Origin of the sequence: Enterobacter sp. CC120223-11, from assembly GCF_900215375.1 — a bacterium.
Taxonomy (GTDB): Bacteria; Pseudomonadota; Gammaproteobacteria; order Enterobacterales; family Enterobacteriaceae; genus Scandinavium.
Window position 1 is genome coordinate 121,308 of the sequence record NZ_OBEF01000009.1, and the last position, 21,608, is coordinate 142,915.

Below are 21,608 nucleotides of genomic sequence, written 5' to 3' on the forward strand. Positions count from 1 at the left end.
GGTTCAATCATACACGGGAAGCGCATGGCTTCCCAAGTCGTTATTTTGCGTCCACTTCCTGAACGTCAATCCGACGGGTTTCGTCGAGGATGCTGGCCTTGGCACGAATGCGTGCTTCGAGCTGGCTAATCATGTCGTCGTTGTCGAGGCGGTCTTTACGCACGCCGTCTTCATACAGGCCGCTTTTCTTATTGCCGCCGGTCACGCCGAGCGTGGAGACCAGCGCTTCGCCAGGACCGTTCACCACGCAGCCGATAATGGACACGTCCATCGGCGTGATGATGTCTTCCAGGCGCTGTTCCAGCGCGTTAACGGTGCCGATAACGTCGAACTCCTGACGCGAACAGGTCGGGCAGGCAATGAAGTTGATCCCGCGGGCGCGGATACGCAGCGATTTGAGAATGTCGAAGCCGACTTTGATCTCTTCCACAGGATCCGCCGCCAGCGAAATACGCAGCGTGTCGCCGATCCCTTCCGAAAGGAGCAGGCCGAGGCCGATCGCCGATTTAACCGATCCGGCACGCGCGCCGCCTGCTTCGGTGATCCCCAGATGCAGAGGCTGATCGATCTGCTTCGCCAGCAGACGATAGGATTCCACCGCCAGGAACACATCAGAGGCTTTTACGCTGACTTTAAACTGATCGAAGTTCAGGCGATCGAGATGATCGACGTGACGCATAGCGGATTCGAGCAGCGCCTGCGGCGTTGGCTCGCCGTACTTTTCCTGCAGATCTTTTTCCAGCGATCCGGCGTTCACGCCGATGCGGATAGGAATATTTTTGTCACGCGCGCAGTCGACAACCATGCGAATACGCTCTTCGTTGCCGATATTGCCCGGGTTGATGCGCAGGCAATCAACGCCGTATTCGGCCACTTTCAGCGCGATGCGGTAATCGAAGTGAATATCGGCAACCAGCGGGACGCTAACCTGCTGCTTAATCAGCTTGAAAGCTTCGGCGGCATCCATGGTCGGCACGGAGACGCGGACGATATCCGCACCCACTCGTTCGAGGGCTTTGATCTGATTGACCGTCGCTTCCACATCTGTGGTGCGCGTGTTGGTCATCGACTGTACGGCGATAGGAGCCCCATCGCCGATTGGCACGTTACCAACGTAAATACGCGTGGATTTTCTACGTTGAATCGGAGCCTGGTTATGCATGTAAAATCTCCCGCGTTACGCGTCTGTTACTGAGCCTGGGCCGGTGATTGTTCGGCATTGAGGGTCAGACGTGCAACCTGGTTTGTTCTGATAAAACGGCTGAGATCGACAGGTTTACCCTGGAACTGGATCTGCACGGCCGCCGGTGCGCCAATTTTCAGCTTATACGGTGCCTGGCCTTCTAAATTGAGCGTGCCGTCTTTGCGCTGCAGGCCGCTAAACAGCTTTTTGCCCGTTGAATCGGACACTTCCAGCCAGCAGTCGGCGTTGAAGTTCATCACCAGCGCATTTGGGTTTGCAGACGGTGTGACGGCGGCCTGATCGGTTGGCAGTGGCGCAGCAGGAGGGGTCGCCGCTGTCGCAGTACTGTCAACGTTCGCCTGAGAAGGAGAAACCACGGCATTGCTTTGCGCATCTGGCGCGGTTGCCGGAGCCGTTTGCGCAGGCGTGGACTGGGCCGTTGCCGCAGGCGCGTTCGCATCCGCCGGAGCAGGCTGCGAGCTATCCGCCGTCGCGGCTGGTGCCTGATTCTGTGCCGAACTGGTGTCCAGCGGCACAGACTGGCTGTTGCTGCTGTCGTTGGCATTCAGCTCAGCGCTGGACTGATCCGCCATGGTGGAGATCTCTTCCTGCTGCGCTTTGTGGTTCTGCCACCACCATGCGCCGGTCAGGCCAATCACCACAAACAGCACCAGCCAGGTAAAGCTCATCAGCCAGCCGTCGCGCTTTTTACGGCGCTTGCCCAGGGACATGCTCTGACCCATCGTCACTTTCGCGGCGCGAACAGGCACTTCTTTGGCGAGAATAGGTAAAAGCTCTTCTTCAGGGATATGAACAAGACGAGCGTAGGAACGGATATAGCCACGCAGGAACGTTGAAGCAAGATCGGCAGGCGCCTTATCGTCTTCAATATCACGAACCGTGGAAACCTTCAGGCATAAGCGTTCAGCGACGGCTTGCTGGCTGAGTCCGAGTTGTTCACGGGCCGTACGCAGACGCGTGCCCGTGCTTTGTGCTGCTTTTGGGTCTTGAGTGGCTTCAGTATTCATTCGCTACAGCTGCTGGTACGTAAATTTAAGGTTCTGGTGGCGGAAAACACCGCACCGCGAAACATCTGATTGCCCGTCATCTGACGGGCACTCTTAACAGGTTCGGCTAACCTTTTGTACGACAGGCTAACCCGTTGTTGCCCCGCTACATACTGCCTCAATCCTGGCAGAAACGCACCGTAATTATTAACCGGATCAGTGCGTTTCGGTTATTCCTTAAACATTTTAGACCCCGTGCAGAAAAACGTGCGCGGAGTCCGCTCTGTCAGACAGCTTTCACCGTGATCGGTTCACCCTGCATGCGTTTGCGCATGGTGCGTTTGGTTCGGTCGATGACATCGCCCGCCAGCTGACCACAGGCCGCGTCGATGTCGTCCCCGCGGGTTTTACGCACGATGGTGGTAAAGCCATAGCCCATCAGTACCTTAGAGAAACGATCGATTCGGCTGTTAGAGCTGCGGCCATACGGCGCGCCCGGGAACGGGTTCCACGGAATCAGGTTAATCTTACAAGGCGTGTCTTTCAGCAGCTCTGCCAGCTGATGTGCATGCTCGGTACCGTCGTTGACGTGGTCGAGCATCACATATTCGATAGTCACGCGGCCCTGATTGGCGTTAGATTTTTCCAGGTAACGACGCACCGCCGCCAGGAAAGTCTCGATATTGTACTTTTTGTTGATCGGCACAATTTCATCGCGGATTTCATCGTTTGGCGCATGCAGGGAAATTGCCAGCGCGACGTCGATCATGTCACCAAGCTTATCCAGCGCAGGCACAACGCCCGAAGTAGACAGAGTTACGCGACGTTTAGACAGGCCGAAACCGAAATCGTCGAGCATGATTTCCATCGCCGGCACCACGTTGGTCAGGTTGAGCAGCGGCTCGCCCATGCCCATCATCACCACGTTGGTGATCGGACGTACGCCGGTTTTTTTCTGCGCGCCGATGATTTTCGCCGCACGCCAGACCTGGCCAATAATTTCCGAAACGCGCAGGTTACGGTTAAAGCCCTGCTGCGCCGTCGAGCAGAATTTACACTCCAGCGCACAGCCAACCTGAGAAGAGACGCACAGCGTGGCGCGGTCGTCTTCCGGGATATAAACCGTTTCAACGCGCTGATCGCCCACAGCGATTGCCCATTTGATGGTGCCATCGGAAGAACGCTGCTCTTCCACCACTTCCGGGGCACGAATTTCAGCCACTTCTTTGAGCTTACCGCGCAGGACTTTGTTGATGTCGGTCATCTCATCAAAGTCATCACAGCAGTAGTGATACAACCACTTCATCACCTGATCCGCACGGAACGGTTTTTCGTCTAAGTTTTTGAAAAACTCACGCATCTGCTGACGGTTTAAATCCAGCAGGTTGATTTTTCCATTTTTGTTTGGCACCGCGGGTGTGATGACTTCAGTGGTATTAACTAATTCAGACATAATGTTTTCCGGCCTCGTTATTACACGTTATGGCCCCTGGAGGGTTGAAAAAGAAACGCCCCGGCGAGCAGTGGCTCATCCGGGGGCGTTGCATTGTACAAATTCTGGCGCACAGATGCCACGTTTGCACGCGACATCAGCGAAATAAAGTGTAATGCCCGATTAACGGGTACGCGCGCAAACTTCGCCTTCTGCGAAGAAGTAAGCGATTTCACGCTTCGCAGATTCAACGGAGTCGGAACCGTGGGTGCCGTTCTCGGTGAAGCTGTCTGCGTAATCCGCGCGCAGGGTACCTGCCAGGGCGTTAGCCGGATTGGTTGCACCCAGCAGATCGCGGTGACGCTGCACTGCGTTTTCGCATTCCAGGACGGAAACAACGATTGGGCCGGAGGTCATGAACTCAACCAGGCCGTCGAAGAAAGGTTTACCGTCGTGTTCTGCGTAGAAACCGCGAGCCTGCTCAACGGTCAGGTGCAGCATTTTGGTACCGACAATTTTGAACCCTGCTGCTTCAAAGCGCGCAAAGATGCTGCCAATAACGTTTTTTGCCACCGCGTTTGGCTTGATGATGGAAAAAGTACGTTCAATAGCCATGATAACCTCTGTTCTGTGTTCTGTTGTTGTGCATACGACTGTATGACCTGGCGCGCATTATAATGAGCAATAATGCCTCTGCATATGGACGAAGGTAACATTTTGTTAAAATAAGACGAATTTCAGCAACACGCTTCGCTAAGCCACTGAAAGTCAATTTATTGCAGGGTAAAGCCTGCCGTCACGGCCTGTCCAGCCTCATCCATCACCACTAACTGATACTCACCTGCGCGCTCGAGCATCAGCGTGGTGTTCGGCCCGCTGTTCTCCAGCGGCTCGCCGTTAACAAACCACCAGCGGCGCCCTTCCCCGCCCTGAGTCTGCAACGCCAAAGACGCCTGCTTCTCGCCCGGAAGGCGCTTGATGATGGCCCCTTCCCGCACGCCCGTTAGAGTCAGCGGGATCAGATCCTGCTGGTGCATCGGCGGACAGGTTGTGGATGCCGCGGGCAAACGCGCCGCGCGCCGTTCACCTGGAGGCAGCCACGGCTCCAGTGGCAGCGGCCAGACGTCAAGCGTGGTTTGCGTTGCCCCAGGGCAATCTGCCGCCACGCGCTTGCCGTCCGCATCCAGCCACACCGGGAAGCGAATACCGCGCAGGCCGTCCTGATCGGGCAGCAACAGCGTCGGTGGCTGACTTTTGTCCAGCAGCCAGGTTGATAAGCGGCGTCGGCAGTTGCTGTCGCCCGCCGCCAAAGATTGTCCGCCCGGCCAGCATATCGAGCCAGCGCTCACCGATGCAGGACGCGGATCGGCAGGCAAACCGTTCTTCGCAGACGTGGCCCTGGACAACAGCATATTACTGACCTGGTTCAGCAGCGGCACCGCGCTGATAAAGCCAAACTGCCCGACGACCGGCGTGCCGTCCGGCCTGCCCGTCCAGATGCCAATCACATAACGCGCATTAATGCCCACGGCCCAGGCATCGCGATAGCCGTAGCTGGTGCCCGTTTTCCACGCCAGCGGCACCACCGCAGGCAGCGAACCATCCGGCAATGGCTGATCTTCACCGGCCAGGATCCGGCGAATAATCCACGCCGATCCCGGGGAAAGCAGCGGTCGCTCAATCAGCGGATCGCTTGCCAGCAGGCGCAAACGCCCTGCCTGCCCATGACGCGCAAACGCCGTGTAGGCCGCAGCAATATCGGCCAGGCGAGCGCCCGCGCCACCGAGAATAAACGATAAATTCGGCTCTGCGCCGTTCGGTAAAATCAGCGGCAATCCGGCATTGCGCAGGCGCGCAGCAAACTGTTTTGGCCCATAGGCTTCCAGCACCTGCACGGCAGGGAGGTTCAGGGAGCGAACCAGCGCATCGCTCATGCTTACCGGGCCGTGGAAGCCGCTGTCGAAATTTCCTGGCCGATAGTCACTGAAACGGCGTGGAACATCCTGCAGCAAAGAAGCCGGATGGATCAGCCCGTCGTCCATTGCCAGGCCGTAAATAAAGGGTTTCAGCACCGATCCCGGCGATCGCACCGCGCTGACCATATCCACATGGCCGAAACGGCTGTCGTCGCTAATATCTGCCGACCCCACCCAGCCGCGCACCTTCATATTGGTGTGATCGACGACGATCATCGCCAGAGAGCTGCGTGGCGGCAGGCGCGATTTCCAGTTCAGGGCCAGTTCTTCCAGCTGACGCTGTAATGATGCATCCAGCGTGGTGACAACTTTTTCGCTGCGGCTACTCGCCAGTACGCGACGGGAAAACAGCGGTGCCAGCTGCGGCATTTGCCGCGGGAACAGCCACACCGGCTCCTGGCGGGCTTCTTTCACGACTTCCGCTGACCACACTTTCTGCGTCAGCATGCGAGCGAGCACTTTGTCGCGCGCGGCCTGAGCGCGTTCAGGCCAGCGGTCGGGGCGTAATCGGCTCGGTGCCTGCGGCAAAACGGCCAGCAGCGCGGCTTCGGAGTAGCTCAGCTGCTGCGGAGGCTTTCCGAGGTACGCCCAGCTGGCCGCGCCAATGCCCTGCAACGTGCCGCCAAACGGAGCACGATTGAGATACAGCGTCAGAATTTGCCGCTTATCGAGATGCCATTCCAGCTGCATAGCCCGCCAGAGCTGGCGAATTTTGCCGCCGAAAGTGCGGGGATGAGGATCGAGCAGGCGCGCCACCTGCATGGTGAGCGTGCTGCCGCCGGAGATCACCCTTCCGGCGCTAAGATCCTGCCAGGCCGCACGCAGCACCGACAGCGGATTCACGCCAGGATGATCCCAGAACCAGCGATCTTCGTACTGGATAAGCGCCTGCAAATAGCGAGGGGAAACGTCTTCAATGGTGACAGGATAGCGCCAGATCCCTTCGGCATCGGCAAAGCGCCACAGCGGCGTGCCGTCTTCAGCCACCACAACGCGCGCAGGTGTGACTTCCCTGAGCGGCAAAGGCCAGAGGCGATCGGCGGCAAGTATTGCCAGCCAGGCTATAAAGAGAAATCCCGCGAGCCACAGCCAGCGGGATTTTTTCAGACGGGTCAATGTCATGTTATGGCGTGATGATCAGCGGTCCGTCGGTGGTGCCCGTGGCGCGCCACTGTGGAACGTACATGGATTCCACCTGCGATACGGGCACATCATAAGTTCCTGGCGTCACCGCGCGCGCCAGGTAAACCAACGTGACAGGCTGCCCTTCACTGACCGCCACCGCCGCAACAAATCTGTCGTCGCGGAACTCAATGTGCTGCACGTCTGCCTGCTGCATTTGATTGAGCAGGTTCTGCACTTCGGCACCGTTATCCTGCAGGCTAGCGCTGCTGTTGGCCAGGTTCTGGTTTTCAAGCTCCAGGCCCGCAGGCAACAGATCGACCACCAGCGCATCCGGCACGTTTTGCGTCGCCTTGATTTGCAGATGTACGAGCACCAAATCACCGCTGCGCAGCGAAGAGAGCGACTTCAGCTGCCCATCGGTGCCGAGGAACTGACGTTCAATCTGCAACACGTTGCTGGAAGGCTGCGGCGCGTATTCCGGATAGCCGCTGCTGTCCAGACGCAGCCACAGCGGCTGGGTGCCGGTATTTTTCACGTTCAGCGAGGTCAGCTGATCGGCATTCAGGCTACGCGACTGCGCCTTATCGCTGCTCAGCGGTTCAGACTGGAGTGAGGTTTGCGCCTGCCAGCTGCCCGGCAGATCCTGCAGGCCTTTCGCCGCCAGGAACAGCGCGTTCATCTCCTGGGTCGACAGCCAACGCTCGCCGAATGCCTGCTGAGAGAGTTCATTCAGCAGCGTGTTCTGCACGTCTGGCAGCAGTTTGTTCTCTTCGAGCAGGCTCAGCATCAGCGCGTTGTCGCGAAGCGTGCTGCCGTAGTCTGCCATCCAGCTGTTTTTATCCTGACGCGACGTGTTCTGCGCCAGCGCAATAGCTTCATCGCCACGCGCTGCATCGCCCATCGCTTTCAGAGCAAAGCCCAGCTGCATCAGCGGCAGGCCAGCTTTCGCCTGAGCGTGACGCTCCCAGATTTCACGCAGCGCACCCAGCGGTGCCTTCTGCTGACGGGCCAGTACCAGAGCGGCATAAGACTGCACGGCGAAGCGGCTCGCCTGGCTGTCATCGGTATAGCGGATGGTCATCAGGCCCGGCTCCTGCAGATAGCGCAGCAGGCGGCTATTGCCTTTCGTTATTGCATCCGCAGGCACGCTGTAGCCTTGCTCGCTGGCCCGGGTCAGGAAGTCCATCACGTAGGCCGTGAGCCAGTACTCTTCTGAACCCGCTTTGTCCCACAGTGCGAAACCGCCGTCGTCACGCTGCATCTGCAGGAGACGTGCGATGCCCAGATCGACCGCAGCACGACGCTTGTCATCGCTGTCGCCCGCGATGCCCAGCGCCTTCAGCTGCGCCGCATTGGTGTAGAGCTGCGGGAACAGGCCGCTGGTTGTTTGCTCCAGGCAGCCGTACGGATACGCTTTCAGCTCACGAATATAGCGGCCCAGGTTCAACGGCGGCTTGCCGCTGAACAGCAGCTGGCTTTGCAGCGTTTGCGGAATAAAGCCCTGAAGATGCGAGGCCGGTGCGCTCCAGCTTTCGCCCGGTTGCAGGGCAATCCCTGAGTTGACGGTCTGCGCCGGGAACGCCGGGCGGACACCAATCTTCCACTCTTTTTGCAGCGGAGCGAAGGTCTCCCCCGGCAGCGTCAGGCCGCTGACGGTCGCCTGGACGGCACCTTCACCAAAGCCATCCTGCGCGCTGACTGGCACAAACAGCGTCATGCGGGCACCTGGATCAAGGCTGACTGGCTGCGGCTGCGTGCCCTGAAGCGCCAGCAGGCCGCTGGCGGTAAACTGCACGTTCAGTGTTTGCGGTTTGTCCGTCAGGTTTGTCACGTCAAACGTCAGGCGACTGTTGTCGCCGCCCGCGAGGAAGCGAGGCGTATTCAGTTCTGCAATCACTGGCGCAGCAACCACCACTTTGCTGTCGCTGCTGCCGAAATCCTCTGTGGTCCAAGCCTGCGCCATGACGCGCAGTTCGCCGTTGAAATCGCCGATGGGCAGCGAGACGGTGCCTTCGCCGTTGTCATCAAGTGCGACCGGCTGAGCCTGTTGCGCCACGATGGTCACGTGGTTAACCGGCGGTTTGCCGCCGCGTTTCAGTTCATCACCGTCGCCGCCGAAGCGCAGGCTGGCAAGACGGCCCTGGCCTTCGATCACCTGGCCGTAAATATCGTAGATATCAGCCCCATAGCGTTTCTGCCCAAAGAAGGCATTCCATGGATCCGGGGTCACGTAATCGGTTATGTTAAGCACGCCGCTGTCGACGGCGGATACCAGCACGTTAACCTGTTTCGGCACTACGCCATCTTTCGCAGTGGCCTTAATTTTCACCTGCAGCGGCTGGTTCGGGCGCATTTTCTGCGGCGCGTCCAGGGCAATATTCAGGCGACGGTTTTCATCGCCCAGCGGCAGATGCAGCAGGCCAACCGCGCGTTTTGGTGTGGCGGATTTGGATTTATCGCCGGGACGAACCACCAGCGTGCTGAGATAAAGATCGTGACGGTTCCACTTCTGATCGACCGGAATAGACAAATCCATGCCGTCAGCCGGAACGTCAATCTCCTGCCACCACAGCGGGCCCTCGCTGGATTCAACCATCGCATAGCCCTTGCCTGCCGCAGGGGCAGAGATGTGCAACTTAATGGTGTCGCCTGGCTTGTAGGATGGCTTATCGAGCTTCATGGTGACGCGGTCCGGACGAGCGGCGCCCGTGCCGTCGCTGTTGTCCTGCCAGCTGTAGCCCGCCCAGAAGCGCACGCTGCTGACGGTGTCATCCGGAGCTTTGACTTCCAGACGATATGAACCCCAGTCCACCGGGAAGCTGACCTTGCCGGTTTCATCGGCCTTCAGATCGAGCGACTGCTCGCCTTCCACCAAATCTTTTTGATCAAACTGTGACTGCCAGCCTTCGCTGTCTGACCAGTTCCAGTAATAGTCGCGGCGCTCGCGAATCAGGCGCACCTGCAGGCCAGACACGGCTTTTTTCTCGCCCTGCGCGTTGGCATAAACGATATCGAACCCGGCGTTGCTGTTTTCATCCACCATCGGCTGGTTAGTGGTGGTGTCGGTCCGGTAGTCATACACGGCTTTGCTGGCGAATTCCGGGCGGATCCCCGGCAGCGTTTCGGCAGGCCAGATGGCCTGTTCAGCACGACGTACAACCGGACGACCGCCCGATTCCAGCAGGCTTGCCTGCAAAATGACCTGCAGCGGCGAATGGGTTTCCTGCCATTGGGTATCTGCAGAAACTTCTGCGCGCCCCTGCGCATCCAGTTTGGTCTGCACTTCATCGAGGGTGCGGGAAAGGTTATCTTCGGCGATATCGCCAAACTCAAAACCAGGCAGCGAGGCCACCGCATCGCGCAGCGGACGCAGGAACAGCTTGCCCTGTAACGCATTGCCGTTCGCCGGTGCGCCATACAGGTAGTAACCCGTCACGCCAAAGCTGACGTTCTCACTGGAGGCAATCGGCGCTTTTTTCGGCGTCAGGTTCAGCCCCATACGCTCTGGCATGAAGTCTTCGACGTGGAAATCCCACTCGCGCTTCTGGTTATCGCCCGCGCTGGCGCGAACGTGCCACATGCCGGTGGCGGCGCTGGCATCCAGCGCCCAACTGAACTGGTACAGGCCGTTCACTGCTTTGCTCATCACGGTGCGGGCAACCTGGCCGTCCGGCTGAACGACTTCAAGCTTCACGGGCTGATCCGGGAGCGGCTTGCCGTCGCTGTCACGCAGCAGTCCGTTCACAATCACCGTTTCGCCCGGACGATAAAGATCGCGCGGGCCAAACATAAAGAACTGCTTGCTGTAGCCCGGTGCGCCTGCAATATCAAACTCGGCCAGATCGAGCGCCGGAAGCTTAAGATCCAGCAGCGTGGTTTGCCCGTCCTTGCGCGCCAGCAGCAGAGCGGCTTCTTTATCTGTTTGCAGCGTCACATGACCTTTGCCATCGCTGTTCGCCTGCGCCAGCGTCTGGCCTTTATCGTTCAACAGCTGAACGTCGATCCCGCTTTGCGCCGCACCGTTTTCCAGACTCTGGGTGAAGACATCGAGACGATTGTGGTAGCGGTGTGCCGACACGCCAATATCGCTCAGGGTGAACAGCGTGGCCGCGTTGCTGTAGGTGTAGTGCCCTGCCTGATTCATAACCGCCACGTACACGCCCGCCTGCTGGAGCGGTTTGATATCGCTTAACGGCAGCAGCAGCTTTTCACGAGTGTTACGTTCCGGGTTGAGGTCGAAACGTCCGGTGTAGACCAGGTCAGCCATTTTCAGCAGTTCGTCGGATTCCCAGTTGCTCAGCGAGCTGCGGTATTCCCACTGGCTGACAAACGAGGCCAGGGATTCTGGCTTGATGCGGAAGAAGTTCACGTCAACGTTGTTCACGTTCAGCGCCATTACCGGCAGTCCGGCAACCACTTTGCCCGGCAGCAGAGAGCCGCGGCTGGCGAAGCCAACGCTTGGCGCGATATCGCGGGTGTCGATTTTCTGTTCGTAGTTTTTATCGAAGGTCGCTTTATTCACCGCCACCAGATCCGGGTCAATCGTCAGGATCAGGTTACGCTTCGGCTCCAGGTGGCGCATCCGCAGCTCTTTGAGGTTCGGTGCGAGTTCCCAGGCACCATCCACTTTGCCGCTTTTCTTGTCGACAAGGTGCACGCGGCTGGAGAAATCCTGAGCCGGGTTCAACGGAACGGAGAACGTCAGTACCAGTGTTGCAGCGCCGTCGAGCTGCACTTCGGAGGCGTCAATCAGGGTCAGCGCTTTGCCTTTGCTTTGCGCCGCCAGCTTATCGAGCGTGGCTTCATCCGGGGCAACAGGCGCGGGTTTCGCTTTCGTGTCGGCCGCGGTTGCGGCGGGCTTCACGGTCTGCGCTTTGTCATTATTATCGCAGCCCACCAGCGAAAGTGCGGTCATCAGCGCGAACGTCAGCGCGGCAATTCGGTACGGTTTCATCCATTAACCCCTGGCCCTGAAGCCTCAAATTTTCGTCAACAAAGTATTATGCTTAAACTGACCTTTTACCAACAGTCTATAAATTCTGATATTTGCATCAATTCTGAGATTCACTCGCTTGTCGCCTCCGGCAAAACAGCCGACAATCGCCGAATCCCCGGTAGAATGGAGAACGCCATGACCACCTCTTATTTTGTTGCCGCCGATTGGCTGGCAGAGCACATCAACGACCCGCAGATTCAGCTTATCGATGCCCGTATGGCCCCGCCGGGTCAGGAGCATCGCGACCTTGCCGCCGAGTATCGCTCAGGGCATTTACCCGGCGCTGTGTTTTTCGATATTGAAGCGTTGTCCGATCACAGTAGCCCCCTTCCCCACATGATGCCGAGGCCAGAAGCCTTCGCCGTGGCCATGCGCGAACTGGGTGTCGACAGCGAAAAACATCTGGTGGTGTACGACGAAGGCAATCTGTTCTCTGCCCCGCGTGCCTGGTGGATGCTGCGCACCTTCGGCGTGGATAATGTGTCGATTCTGGCGGGCGGTCTGGCAGGCTGGCAGCGCGACGAGCTGTTGCTGGAAACGGGCGACGTGAAGCTGCCCGAAGGTGATTTTGAGGTGAAGTTTGCGCCTGAGAAAATCAAACGCCTGACCGACGTGCTGGTCGCCAGCCACGAAGGGCATATTCAGCTCCTTGATGCCCGTCCGGCACCGCGTTTTCTCGCGCAGGCAGACGAACCTCGCCCGGGCCTGAAGCGTGGCCACATTCCCGGCGCGAAAAACGTGCCCTGGGGCGATCTGGTGATTAACGGTGAGCTGAAAACGACGGACGAGCTGGAAGAGATTTTTGAACGCCAGGGCGTGGACATTGATGCGCCGATTATCGCCAGCTGCGGCTCCGGCGTGACGGCGGCCGTCGTGATGCTTGCTTTAGCCACGCTGGGTGCACCAGACGTGACGCTGTACGACGGGTCCTGGAGCGAATGGGGTGCGAGAGAGGATTTGCCTGTAGCTCAGTAAACGGAAATGCCGGGCGGCACGTTGTTTGCCCGGCCTACAAAACCACAAAACCGTAGGCCGGGTTAGCGCCAGCGCCACCCGGCAATCAAACCAAAATCAGATAATACGGTTCTGCTTAAAGTCCCGCAGGAAGCTGCCCCAGCGTTTCTCATAGAACGGCGTGATGTGGGCCAGCATAAAGTGGCTGATGCCCTTCTCGCCTTCCACCACCTGACAAATATCAATCGGCTCATCGCCCGGAAGCGTATCGGTCGCCACGCTGCCTGCCTGCTGAATGATATTTTCGATATCGCCTTCCGCTTCAATGCCGATCAGCAGATTAGGCTGCTCGTCTGCACCCTCTTTGATAGAGCACAGAAACGCGCGCTTGACGGTTTTGAGGGTTTTGAACAGCGTGGTCAGCGAATCTACCATCTGCGCTGGCGGCTCGGTCACTTCAGACAGCAGCAGCGACGCGCCGCCTTCCAGCACCGTCTGGGTACTGAGCGGGTTGCCTTCCTCGCCAATCAGATGGCTGATTTCACGCGGGGTGAACTCTTTGCCAGTCGGCAGTTTGGCATTCAGGAACAGGGTTTCGCCGAGCGTCATTTCAAACAGCGTGCGTACCGGCATCGCCACAAACGCCTGCTCATCTTCAACGGCCTGCTGTAAGGCGTCCGGAGAGGTGAAGAACGGGATCACCGAAGTGCCGTCATCCTTTTCCCAGTGCTGCAAATCCAGCGCGCTGTCTGCGACGACCTGCTCGCCTTCCGCCGCCGTGCCTGGCACCCAGACCGTTGCATCAAGCAGTGCGCGGAAGAAAGCCGGGCGGTGAGCGGGTTCGGTGGCTGCCTGCTCCAGTAAGGTTTCTAATTCGTTTTTGGTTTCGGACATTTTGATTCCAGTTCGTGTATCCCCTCTCCCCGGCCCTCTCCCAAAAGGGAGAGGGAGAATAACCAAGCCGGACAGTTCCCTCTCCCAATGGGAGAGGGTTAGGGAGGGGGATAAAAATTACTCAGCGGTCAAAAGATTCGCGATCGTGCGTACGCCCAGACCGGTCGCACCTGCCGCCCACTGCTCAACGGCAGATTTGCGGTAGGTTGCAGAGCAGTCGATGTGCAGCCAGCCTTCGTGATAGTTCTCGACGAAGTGTGACAGGAAGCCTGCCGCGGTGCTGGCCCCCGCCGGGTAAGCAGCGCTGGCGGTGTTGTTCAGCTCGGCAAAGTTCGACGGCAGCTGGCTGCGGTGGATTTCCGCCAGCGGCAGGCGCCAGAACGGCTCGTTTTCCTCGGCCGCGCTCGCCATCAGGCGGGCCGCCAGTTTGTCATCGAAGCTGAACAGCGCGTGGTAGTCATTGCCCAGCGCCGTTTTCGCCGCACCTGTCAGCGTCGCGGCATCGATAATCAGCTCAGGCTTCTGCGCGCAGGCGTCGATCAGGCCATCGGCCAGCACCAGACGGCCTTCGGCGTCGGTGTTCATCACCTCGACGTTTTTGCCGTTACGGTAGCGAATGATATCGCCAAGCTTGAACGCGTTACCGCTGACCATGTTTTCTGCGCAGCAGAGATACAACTTCACGCGCTTGTTCAGGCCACGGGTGATGGCAAATGCCAGTGCGCCGGTCACCAGCGCCGCACCGCCCATGTCGGACTTCATGGAGTCCATGAACGCGCTCTGCTTGATACTGTAACCGCCGGAGTCAAAGGTGATACCTTTCCCCACGAGGCAGGCGTACACCGGAGCGTTTTCATCGCCGGTCGGGTTGTAGTCCAGCGCCAGCAGCACAGGAGGGCGCTCGGAACCACGACCTACGGTGTGGATCCCCATGTAATTCTGCTCGCGCAGATCTTCACCTTTGGTTATGCGGTAGTGCACGTTGTCGCAGCCAAAGCGGCACAGCAGATCCACCGCGCGGGCAGCAAGCTGCTCAGGGCCAAGCTCTTCGGCGGAGGCATTAATGGTGTCGCGCACCCAGTCGATAATTGCCAGACGGTTTTTCAGCTCTTCGTCTTCGCCTGCCCACTCAACCTGGCGGCTGCCTTTTGGCCCTTTGTAACCCGCCCAGAAAGACCAGCTGCGATCGGTGTCCCAGCCTTCACCCGTCAGCGCAACATGTTTGATGCCCATGCCGTCAATTTTACGTGCCGCACGCTGGAGCAGGCCCAGATCATCTTTGCCGTTCAGGTGCAGGGTAATGCCGTCGTTGTTAATGCTGTAAGTGGCTTTCTCGCCCCAGCGCGCGTCGGCAGGCTGAGTGGAGAGCGTAATCTTCATCGCTTCGGTCATTGTCTTTATCCTTATTGAGCAAACGGGCCGCCAAAGGCAGCCCGTTATGTGAACTATTCTGCTTCGTCTAACCAGACTAACAGAATCGCCTCGAGAATTTTTTCATTGGATGCGTTGGGATCATCCTCAAAATCCTCCAGTTCGCAAATCCACTGATGCATATCTGTGAAGCGAACGGTCTTCGGATCGGTATCCGGGAAGGCATCGTACAAAGCTTCGCCGATTTCACGGCTGTCGGTCCATTTCATCTTAGTGCTCGCGTGCATGGTTGATGGTGTAACGCGGCATTTCGACGACCAGATCTTCGTCGGCGACGCGCGCCTGGCAGCTCAGGCGGCTTTCAGGCTCCAGACCCCAGGCTTTATCAAGCATGTCGTCTTCGTCTTCGGTGCTCTCCTGCAAGGAGTCGAACCCTTCACGCACGACGCAGTGGCAGGTAGTGCAGGCACAGGATTTCTCACAGGCGTGTTCAATCTCGATGCCGTTGCGCAGGGCAACGTCAAGAATGGTTTCACCGCTCTTCGCTTCCAGAACTGCACCGTCCGGACAGAGATCCTGATGGGGCAGAAAAACAATCTTTGGCATATTAAACCTCGTCCACGGGCTGGCCTTTCAGCGCTTTACGGACCGACTGGTCCATGCGGCGTGCGGCAAATTCCTGGGTTTGTGTGTCGATATTTTTAATGGCTTCTTTTATGGATTCGGCATCACTGCCGACGGCAGCGGCCTGCAGGGCAGCCACGCCGTCATCAATCGCTTTACGTTCTTCGGAACTCAGAAGATGAGCATCGGCCGCCAGGGCGCTGTTCAGGCTTTCCATCACGCGCGCGGCTTCCACTTTCTGCTCCGCCAGCATACGTGCCTGCACGTCGCTTTCGGCAAAGCTCATTGAGTCCTTAATCATGGTGGCGATTTCGGTGTCGCTCAGGCCGTAGGATGGCTTCACCTGAATGGAGGCTTCCACGCCGGTGGATTTCTCCATCGCCGTGACGCTCAGCAGACCATCCGCATCCACCTGGAAGGTGACGCGAATGTGCGCCCCGCCCGCAGGCAGCGCCGGAAGACCGCGCAGCGCGAAACGCGCCAGCGAGCGGCAGTCCTGAACCAGCTCGCGCTCGCCCTGCATCACGTGGATGGACATCGCGGTCTGGCCGTCTTTGAAGGTGGTGAACTCCTGCGCGCGCGCCACCGGAATGGTGGTGTTACGCGGGATAACCTTCTCCACCAGGCCGCCCATGGTTTCAAGGCCAAGCGACAGGGGAATCACGTCCAGCAGCAGCATTTCGCTGTCCGGCTTGTTGCCGACCAGAATATCGGCCTGAACAGCCGCGCCGATGGCGACAACCTTATCCGGATCGATAGAAGTCAGCGGCGTGCGACCAAAAAATTCGCCCACGCGCTCACGCACCAGCGGCACGCGAGTAGAACCGCCCACCATCACTACGTCTTTCACTTCTTCGGCTTCCACGCCCGCGTCTTTCAGCGCGCGACGGCAAGCCAGCAATGTGCGCTTCACCAGGGCGGCAATCAGCTCGTTGAACTGTTCGCGGGTGATTTCACCCTGCCAGCCTGCCACGTTCACGCTGACGCTTTCGGCATCGCTGAGCGCAATTTTGGCAGCGATAGCGGCATCAAGCAGTTCACGCTGAAGGCGGTTGTCGGAGCGATCCGCAATGCCTGCCTGCTCACGAATGAAGTCGGCCAGCAGGTGATCGAAGTCATCGCCGCCGAGGGCAGAATCGCCGCCGGTCGCCAGCACTTCAAACACGCCGCGGCTCAGGCGCAGAATGGAAATATCAAAGGTACCGCCGCCGAGATCGTAGACGGCAATCACGCCTTCCTGCCCGGAATCCAGACCGTAGGCAATCGCCGCAGCAGTCGGTTCGTTGAGCAGACGCAGAACGTGCAGGCCCGCCAGGCGCGCGGCGTCTTTGGTGCCCTGACGCTGTGCATCGTCAAAGTACGCAGGAACCGTGATGACTACGCCATCGAGCTCACCAGCCAGCGCTTCTGTCGCACGGGCGGCGAGCGCTTTAAGGATATCGGCGGAGATGCGAATCGGGTTGAGCAGGCCTGCGTTGGTCGCCAGCATCGGCAGACCGTTTTCGCTTGCCTGAAACTGGTACGGCAGATGCGGGTAGCGCGCCTGCACGTCGGCCAGAGAGCGGCCCATCAGGCGCTTAACGGAACTGATGGTGTTCACCGGATCCAGGGCGGCATTGGCGCGGGCCTCATAGCCCACTTCATGTCCCTGAGACTGGTAATGCACCACGGAGGGTAACAGATGACGACCCTGATGATCGGCCAGCGTTTCGGCCTGGCCGCTACGCACGGTCGCCACCAGAGAGTTGGTGGTGCCCAGATCGATGCCCGCCGCCAGACGACGCTGGTGCGGCGCGGCGCTCAGGCCAGGCTCACTGATTTGTAATAAGGCCATGTTTTGCTTCCGGAATCAAAATCAAAAATCGAGCAGCTTTTCTTCGAGTTGTTCTGCTGAGCTGCGCAGTTTATCGAGAAAACGCAGTTTACGCACGGTATCCGCCGCCGCGTCCCACGTTTCATTGTCTAATTCGGTGACCATCTGCTGATGACGCTTGTCGAACATGCCCTTCACGCGCTTCATAAACGCGTCCAGGCGATCGCCATCTTTGGCACGCTCAATCTCATCCAGCTCTTCGCGCAGTTCAAGCTGCTCCATCAGGAAAGCCGTGTCGCGTACCGTGTGCTGTTCGCTGGCGAGATCGAAACCGTGCAGCGAGAGCAGGTATTCCGCGCGGGTCAGCGGGTGGCGCAGCGTCTGCCAGGCCTGGTTGATGGTGGCGGATTGCTGAACCGCAGCAAGCTGATCGGCAGAGGAGTGGCTGGCGAAGTTGTCCGGATGATGCTTGCGCTGTAAGTCCTGAAAGCGCGTGGCGAGCTGCTGGCTATCAAGGTGGTACGAAGCAGGCAGGCCGAAGAGCGTGAAGTAATCCATAGCTGTCTCTGAAAAAGCAAACCCCACAGGCAGACGGGCCACCGTGGGGTTATCTTACGCGTGATTAAACGTGGAAGCTTTCGCCGCAACCGCACTCGTCTTTAACGTTCGGGTTGGTAAATTTAAACCCTTCGTTGAGGCCTTCTTTCACGAAGTCCAGCACGGTGCCATTGAGGAACTGCAGGCTTTTGCCATCGACCACAACCTTCACGCCTTTGTCTTCAAACACGGTGTCTTCCGCGTCGGGTGCATCGACAAATTCCAGCACGTAGGCCATGCCAGAGCAACCGGAGGTCCGCACGCCCAGGCGCAGTCCGAAGCCTTTGCCCCGGTTGACCAGGAAGGTGCTGACTCGCGCGGCCGCGCTGTCGCTAAGGGTAATGGACATAAAAACCTACCTCTTATTTCGCTTCACGTTTGCTTTTGTAGTCCGCAATGGCGGCTTTGATCGCGTCTTCTGCCAGGATAGAGCAGTGAATTTTCACCGGTGGCAGTTCGAGCTCTTCGGCGATATCAGTGTTCTTGATAGCCTGTGCTTCGTCCAGGGACTTGCCCTTCACCCACTCGGTGACGAGGGAGCTGGAAGCGATAGCAGAGCCGCAGCCGTAGGTCTTGAAACGCGCGTCTTCAATGATACCTTCATTGTTGACTTTAATCTGCAACTTCATCACGTCGCCGCAGGCCGGTGCGCCGACCATGCCGCTGCCGACGCTGTCGTCGCTGTTGTCAAACGAGCCAACGTTGCGTGGATTCTCGTAATGATCGATAACTTTTTCGCTGTAAGCCATGATGAATTCTCCTTATTGGGTACCGATTAGTGATGCGACCATTCAATGCTGTTCAGATCCACGCCCTGCTTAAACATTTCCCACAGCGGAGAAAGGTCACGCAGACGACCGATGGATTTCTGTACCAGATTGATGGTGTAGTCGATCTCTTCTTCGGTAGTGAAACGACCTAAAGAGAAACGGATGGAGCTGTGTGCCAGCTCGTCAGTCATGCCCAGCGCGCGCAGCACGTAGGATGGCTCAAGGCTTGCGGAAGTACAGGCAGAACCGGAGGAAACCGCCAGGTCCTTCAGCGCCATAATCAGCGACTCACCTTCAACATAGTTGAAGCTGACGTTGAGAATGTTTGGCGCACCCTGCTCGAGGTCACCGTTCAGGTAGACTTCTTCCATATCCTTCACGCCTTCCCACAGACGGTTACGCAGCTTGCGCAGGCGTGCCATCTCGGTGTCCATCTCTTCTTTGGCGATACGGTAAGCTTCACCCATGCCAACGATCTGGTGCACAGGCAGCGTACCGGAACGCATGCCGCGCTCGTGACCGCCGCCGTGCATCTGTGCTTCGATGCGAATACGTGGTTTACGACGCACATACAGCGCGCCGATGCCTTTCGGGCCATAGATTTTGTGGCCGGAGAAGGACATCAGATCCACTTTCAGCTGGCTCAGGTCGATAGGCAGTTTGCCGACGCTCTGAGTCGCATCCACGTGATAAATGATGCCGCGCGCACGGCACATTTCGCCGATGGTGGCGATATCCTGCACCACGCCGATTTCGTTGTTCACGTGCATGATGGACACGAGAATGGTGTCATCACGCATCGCCGCTTCGAGCTCTTTCAGGTCGATAATACCGTTGGCCTGCGGTGCGAGGTAGGTCACTTCAAACCCTTCACGCTCCAGCTGACGGCAGGTATCCAGCACCGCTTTGTGCTCGGTTTTGCTGGTGATGATGTGCTTGCCTTTTTTCTGATAGAAGTTGGCCGCACCTTTAATCGCCAGGTTGTCGGATTCGGTTGCACCAGAGGTAAAGACGATTTCACGTGGGTCAGCGCCCACCAGCTCGGCAATCTGATTGCGGGCGATATCAACCGCCTCTTCAGCATGCCAGCCAAAACGGTGAGAACGGGAAGCCGGGTTACCAAAGTTTCCGTCCAGGGTGAGGCACTGCATCATTTTCTCGGCAACACGCGGGTCCACCGGCGTGGTTGCGGAGTAGTCGAGATAAATCGGTAATTTCATTGCTCTATAAACTCCGTACATCGCTTCAATGCAATGAATCAGGCAACCGGCTGGATGTACGACCGTGTTGACGGGGTGCGCGAGACACCCCGGCCTGATTCTGAAATCTTTTTATTACGCGCGTAATTTGACGTCGATAGCGTCCTGTGCGCGGGTACTGCGATGGGATTCGTGCGTGTGCTGACGGTCAGAGACGTCCAGCACTTCCTGGTTATTTACCAGTTCACCCAGGGTGATGTTATTCAGGAAACCGGTCAGACGGTCGCTCAGATCGCGCCACAGCGCGTGGGTCAGGCACTTGTCGCCGCCCTGGCAGCCGCCTTTACCCTGACAGCGAGTCGCGTCAACGGATTCATCTACCGCGCTGATCACTTCGCCCACGGCGATGCTACCGGCTTCTTTACCCAGCAGATAACCACCGCCAGGACCGCGTACGCTGGACACCAGTCCATTCTTACGCAGGCGGGAGAACAGCTGTTCCAGATAGGACAGTGAAATGCCCTGACGTTCAGAAATATCAGCCAACGGAACCGGGCCCGCTTCGGAGTTGAGCGCAACGTCCAGCATCGCGGTCACGGCATAACGCCCTTTAGATGTCAGTCTCATGTCTTACTTAACCTCAAACTCGCCCCTGCCCGGGGTTGTTATTAAAATGTAGGAATCGCATAGCAGGGCCAAGTCTGACATTCCCGACTAAAATGGTCAACTATTTACTTGACTGTTTTAGTCAGGTATTTAACCTTCTGTGCCGTTTCATTGTCGGGTGGCGCTCCGCTTACCCGACCTACAAAACAGTAGGCCCGCGCAAGCGAAGCGCCGCCGGGCAAAAAAACTATTTATCTTTCTTTAACTGCTCAATCGACGCCAGAATCCCGCGCAGGATGTTCAGTTCCTGGCTTTCCGGACGCGCACGGGTAAACATTCGGCGCAGCTTATTCATCACCTGGCCTGGATGCCCGGCACGGATAAAGCCTGTCGACAGCAGGGTTTGTTCAAGGTGGCCGTAGAAACGCTCTAAATCGTCCACCAGAGGATAAGCGGCTTCGTCTTCTTTTTCTTCGACGCTCTCGCCTTTATCCTGGGTGGCAAGCCACGCCATCCGCACTTCGTAGGCGATAACCTGCACCGCCATGGCGAGGTTCAGGGAGCTGTACTCCGGGTTCGCTGCAATCGCCACATGATAATGACACTTCTGCAGTTCCTCGTTGGTGAGGCCCACGCGTTCGCGACCAAACACCAGCGCTACCGGTGCCTGCTGGCCTTCGGCAATGCTTTTCAGCCCGCATTCACGCGGATCGAGCATCGGCCACGGCAGCGTACGGGAACGTGCGCTGGTGCCAACCACGAGGCTACAACCTGCGAGGGCTTCGTCCAGGGTATCGACGATTTGCGCGTTGCCAATCACGTCACTTGCGCCTGCGGCCAGGGCAATAGCCTGCGAGTCAGGTTTGACCAGCGGGTTGACCAGCCAAAGGTTGGTTAAGCCCATGGTTTTCATGGCGCGCGCCACGGAGCCCATATTGCCGGTGTGGGAGGTTTCTACCAGTACGATTCGGATATTTTGCAGCATTGTCATTCTTCGGCTAAAGATTATTCGCCGCATATTATCATAAAGCTGAGACAGAATCCGAATTCGCTGCTATGAT

General features: G+C 58.1%; 18 protein-coding genes. 1 reads left to right on the forward strand and 17 read right to left on the reverse strand.

Translation table 11 applies throughout. The features are described from left to right. Positions 1 to 40: 40 nt before the first annotated feature. The 6 genes from ispG to CRO87_RS12510 form a co-directional block, all read right to left on the reverse strand. A complete protein-coding gene (gene ispG / locus CRO87_RS12485; protein ID WP_097163269.1) occupies positions 41 to 1,162 on the reverse strand; it encodes a flavodoxin-dependent (E)-4-hydroxy-3-methylbut-2-enyl-diphosphate synthase in 1,122 nt (373 codons plus the stop codon). Between the two features lie 26 nt (positions 1,163 to 1,188). Beyond that, complete coding sequence (gene rodZ, locus CRO87_RS12490; RefSeq protein WP_097163270.1) at positions 1,189 to 2,211, reverse strand: cytoskeleton protein RodZ; 1,023 nt, start codon at positions 2,209 to 2,211, stop codon at positions 1,189 to 1,191. A gap of 265 nt (positions 2,212 to 2,476) precedes the next feature. Continuing rightward, positions 2,477 to 3,643, reverse strand: a complete 1,167-nt coding sequence (locus CRO87_RS12495; RefSeq protein ID WP_097163271.1) for a bifunctional tRNA (adenosine(37)-C2)-methyltransferase TrmG/ribosomal RNA large subunit methyltransferase RlmN — start codon at positions 3,641 to 3,643, stop codon at positions 2,477 to 2,479. Between the two features lie 162 nt (positions 3,644 to 3,805). Continuing rightward, positions 3,806 to 4,237, reverse strand: a complete 432-nt coding sequence (gene ndk / locus CRO87_RS12500) for a nucleoside-diphosphate kinase (RefSeq protein WP_097163272.1) — start codon at positions 4,235 to 4,237, stop codon at positions 3,806 to 3,808. 158 nt (positions 4,238 to 4,395) lie between these two features. Continuing rightward, positions 4,396 to 6,720, reverse strand: a complete 2,325-nt coding sequence (pbpC, locus tag CRO87_RS12505) for a peptidoglycan glycosyltransferase PbpC (protein WP_097163273.1) — start codon at positions 6,718 to 6,720, stop codon at positions 4,396 to 4,398. Position 6,721: 1 nt separating this feature from the next. Further along, entirely contained in the window at positions 6,722 to 11,677 is a 4,956-nt protein-coding gene (locus CRO87_RS12510) for an alpha-2-macroglobulin (RefSeq protein WP_097163274.1), read from the reverse strand. 177 nt (positions 11,678 to 11,854) lie between these two features. Between CRO87_RS12510 and sseA the strand changes: the two genes are divergently transcribed. After that, on the forward strand, positions 11,855 to 12,694 hold the full coding sequence (sseA, locus tag CRO87_RS12515; protein ID WP_097163275.1) for a 3-mercaptopyruvate sulfurtransferase: 840 nt from the start codon (positions 11,855 to 11,857) through the stop codon (positions 12,692 to 12,694). Between the two features lie 96 nt (positions 12,695 to 12,790). On the opposite strand, the gene sseB is transcribed toward sseA, so the two are convergent. The 11 genes from sseB to trmJ form a co-directional block, all read right to left on the reverse strand. Further along, positions 12,791 to 13,567, reverse strand: coding sequence for an enhanced serine sensitivity protein SseB (sseB, locus tag CRO87_RS12520; protein WP_097163276.1), 777 nt, complete (start codon positions 13,565 to 13,567; stop codon positions 12,791 to 12,793). A 117-nt stretch (positions 13,568 to 13,684) separates the two neighbouring features. Continuing rightward, a complete protein-coding gene (pepB, locus tag CRO87_RS12525) occupies positions 13,685 to 14,959 on the reverse strand; it encodes an aminopeptidase PepB (protein ID WP_097163277.1) in 1,275 nt (424 codons plus the stop codon). A gap of 53 nt (positions 14,960 to 15,012) precedes the next feature. Further along, a complete protein-coding gene (iscX, locus tag CRO87_RS12530) occupies positions 15,013 to 15,207 on the reverse strand; it encodes a Fe-S cluster assembly protein IscX (RefSeq protein ID WP_097163278.1) in 195 nt (64 codons plus the stop codon). Position 15,208: 1 nt separating this feature from the next. Beyond that, positions 15,209 to 15,544: an ISC system 2Fe-2S type ferredoxin gene (gene fdx / locus CRO87_RS12535; RefSeq protein ID WP_097163279.1), complete on the reverse strand. Its 336-nt coding sequence runs from the start codon at positions 15,542 to 15,544 to the stop codon at positions 15,209 to 15,211. A gap of 1 nt (position 15,545) precedes the next feature. Then, positions 15,546 to 17,396, reverse strand: a complete 1,851-nt coding sequence (gene hscA / locus CRO87_RS12540) for a Fe-S protein assembly chaperone HscA (protein WP_097163280.1) — start codon at positions 17,394 to 17,396, stop codon at positions 15,546 to 15,548. A gap of 21 nt (positions 17,397 to 17,417) precedes the next feature. Next, entirely contained in the window at positions 17,418 to 17,933 is a 516-nt protein-coding gene (gene hscB / locus CRO87_RS12545; RefSeq protein WP_097163281.1) for a co-chaperone HscB, read from the reverse strand. Positions 17,934 to 17,997: 64 nt separating this feature from the next. After that, complete coding sequence (iscA, locus tag CRO87_RS12550; protein ID WP_097163282.1) at positions 17,998 to 18,321, reverse strand: iron-sulfur cluster assembly protein IscA; 324 nt, start codon at positions 18,319 to 18,321, stop codon at positions 17,998 to 18,000. Between the two features lie 13 nt (positions 18,322 to 18,334). Continuing rightward, positions 18,335 to 18,721 (reverse strand): Fe-S cluster assembly scaffold IscU, encoded by a 387-nt coding sequence (iscU, locus tag CRO87_RS12555; RefSeq protein WP_015703172.1) that lies wholly within the window; start codon positions 18,719 to 18,721, stop codon positions 18,335 to 18,337. Between the two features lie 26 nt (positions 18,722 to 18,747). Then, on the reverse strand, positions 18,748 to 19,962 hold the full coding sequence (iscS, locus tag CRO87_RS12560; RefSeq protein WP_097163283.1) for a cysteine desulfurase: 1,215 nt from the start codon (positions 19,960 to 19,962) through the stop codon (positions 18,748 to 18,750). A 114-nt stretch (positions 19,963 to 20,076) separates the two neighbouring features. Then, the gene (iscR, locus tag CRO87_RS12565) at positions 20,077 to 20,568 is read right to left on the reverse strand and encodes a Fe-S cluster assembly transcriptional regulator IscR (RefSeq protein WP_097163284.1); all 492 of its coding nucleotides are present in this window, start codon (positions 20,566 to 20,568) and stop codon (positions 20,077 to 20,079) included. 226 nt (positions 20,569 to 20,794) lie between these two features. Continuing rightward, a complete protein-coding gene (gene trmJ, locus CRO87_RS12570) occupies positions 20,795 to 21,532 on the reverse strand; it encodes a tRNA (cytosine(32)/uridine(32)-2'-O)-methyltransferase TrmJ (protein ID WP_097163285.1) in 738 nt (245 codons plus the stop codon). Positions 21,533 to 21,608: the final 76 nt, after the last annotated feature.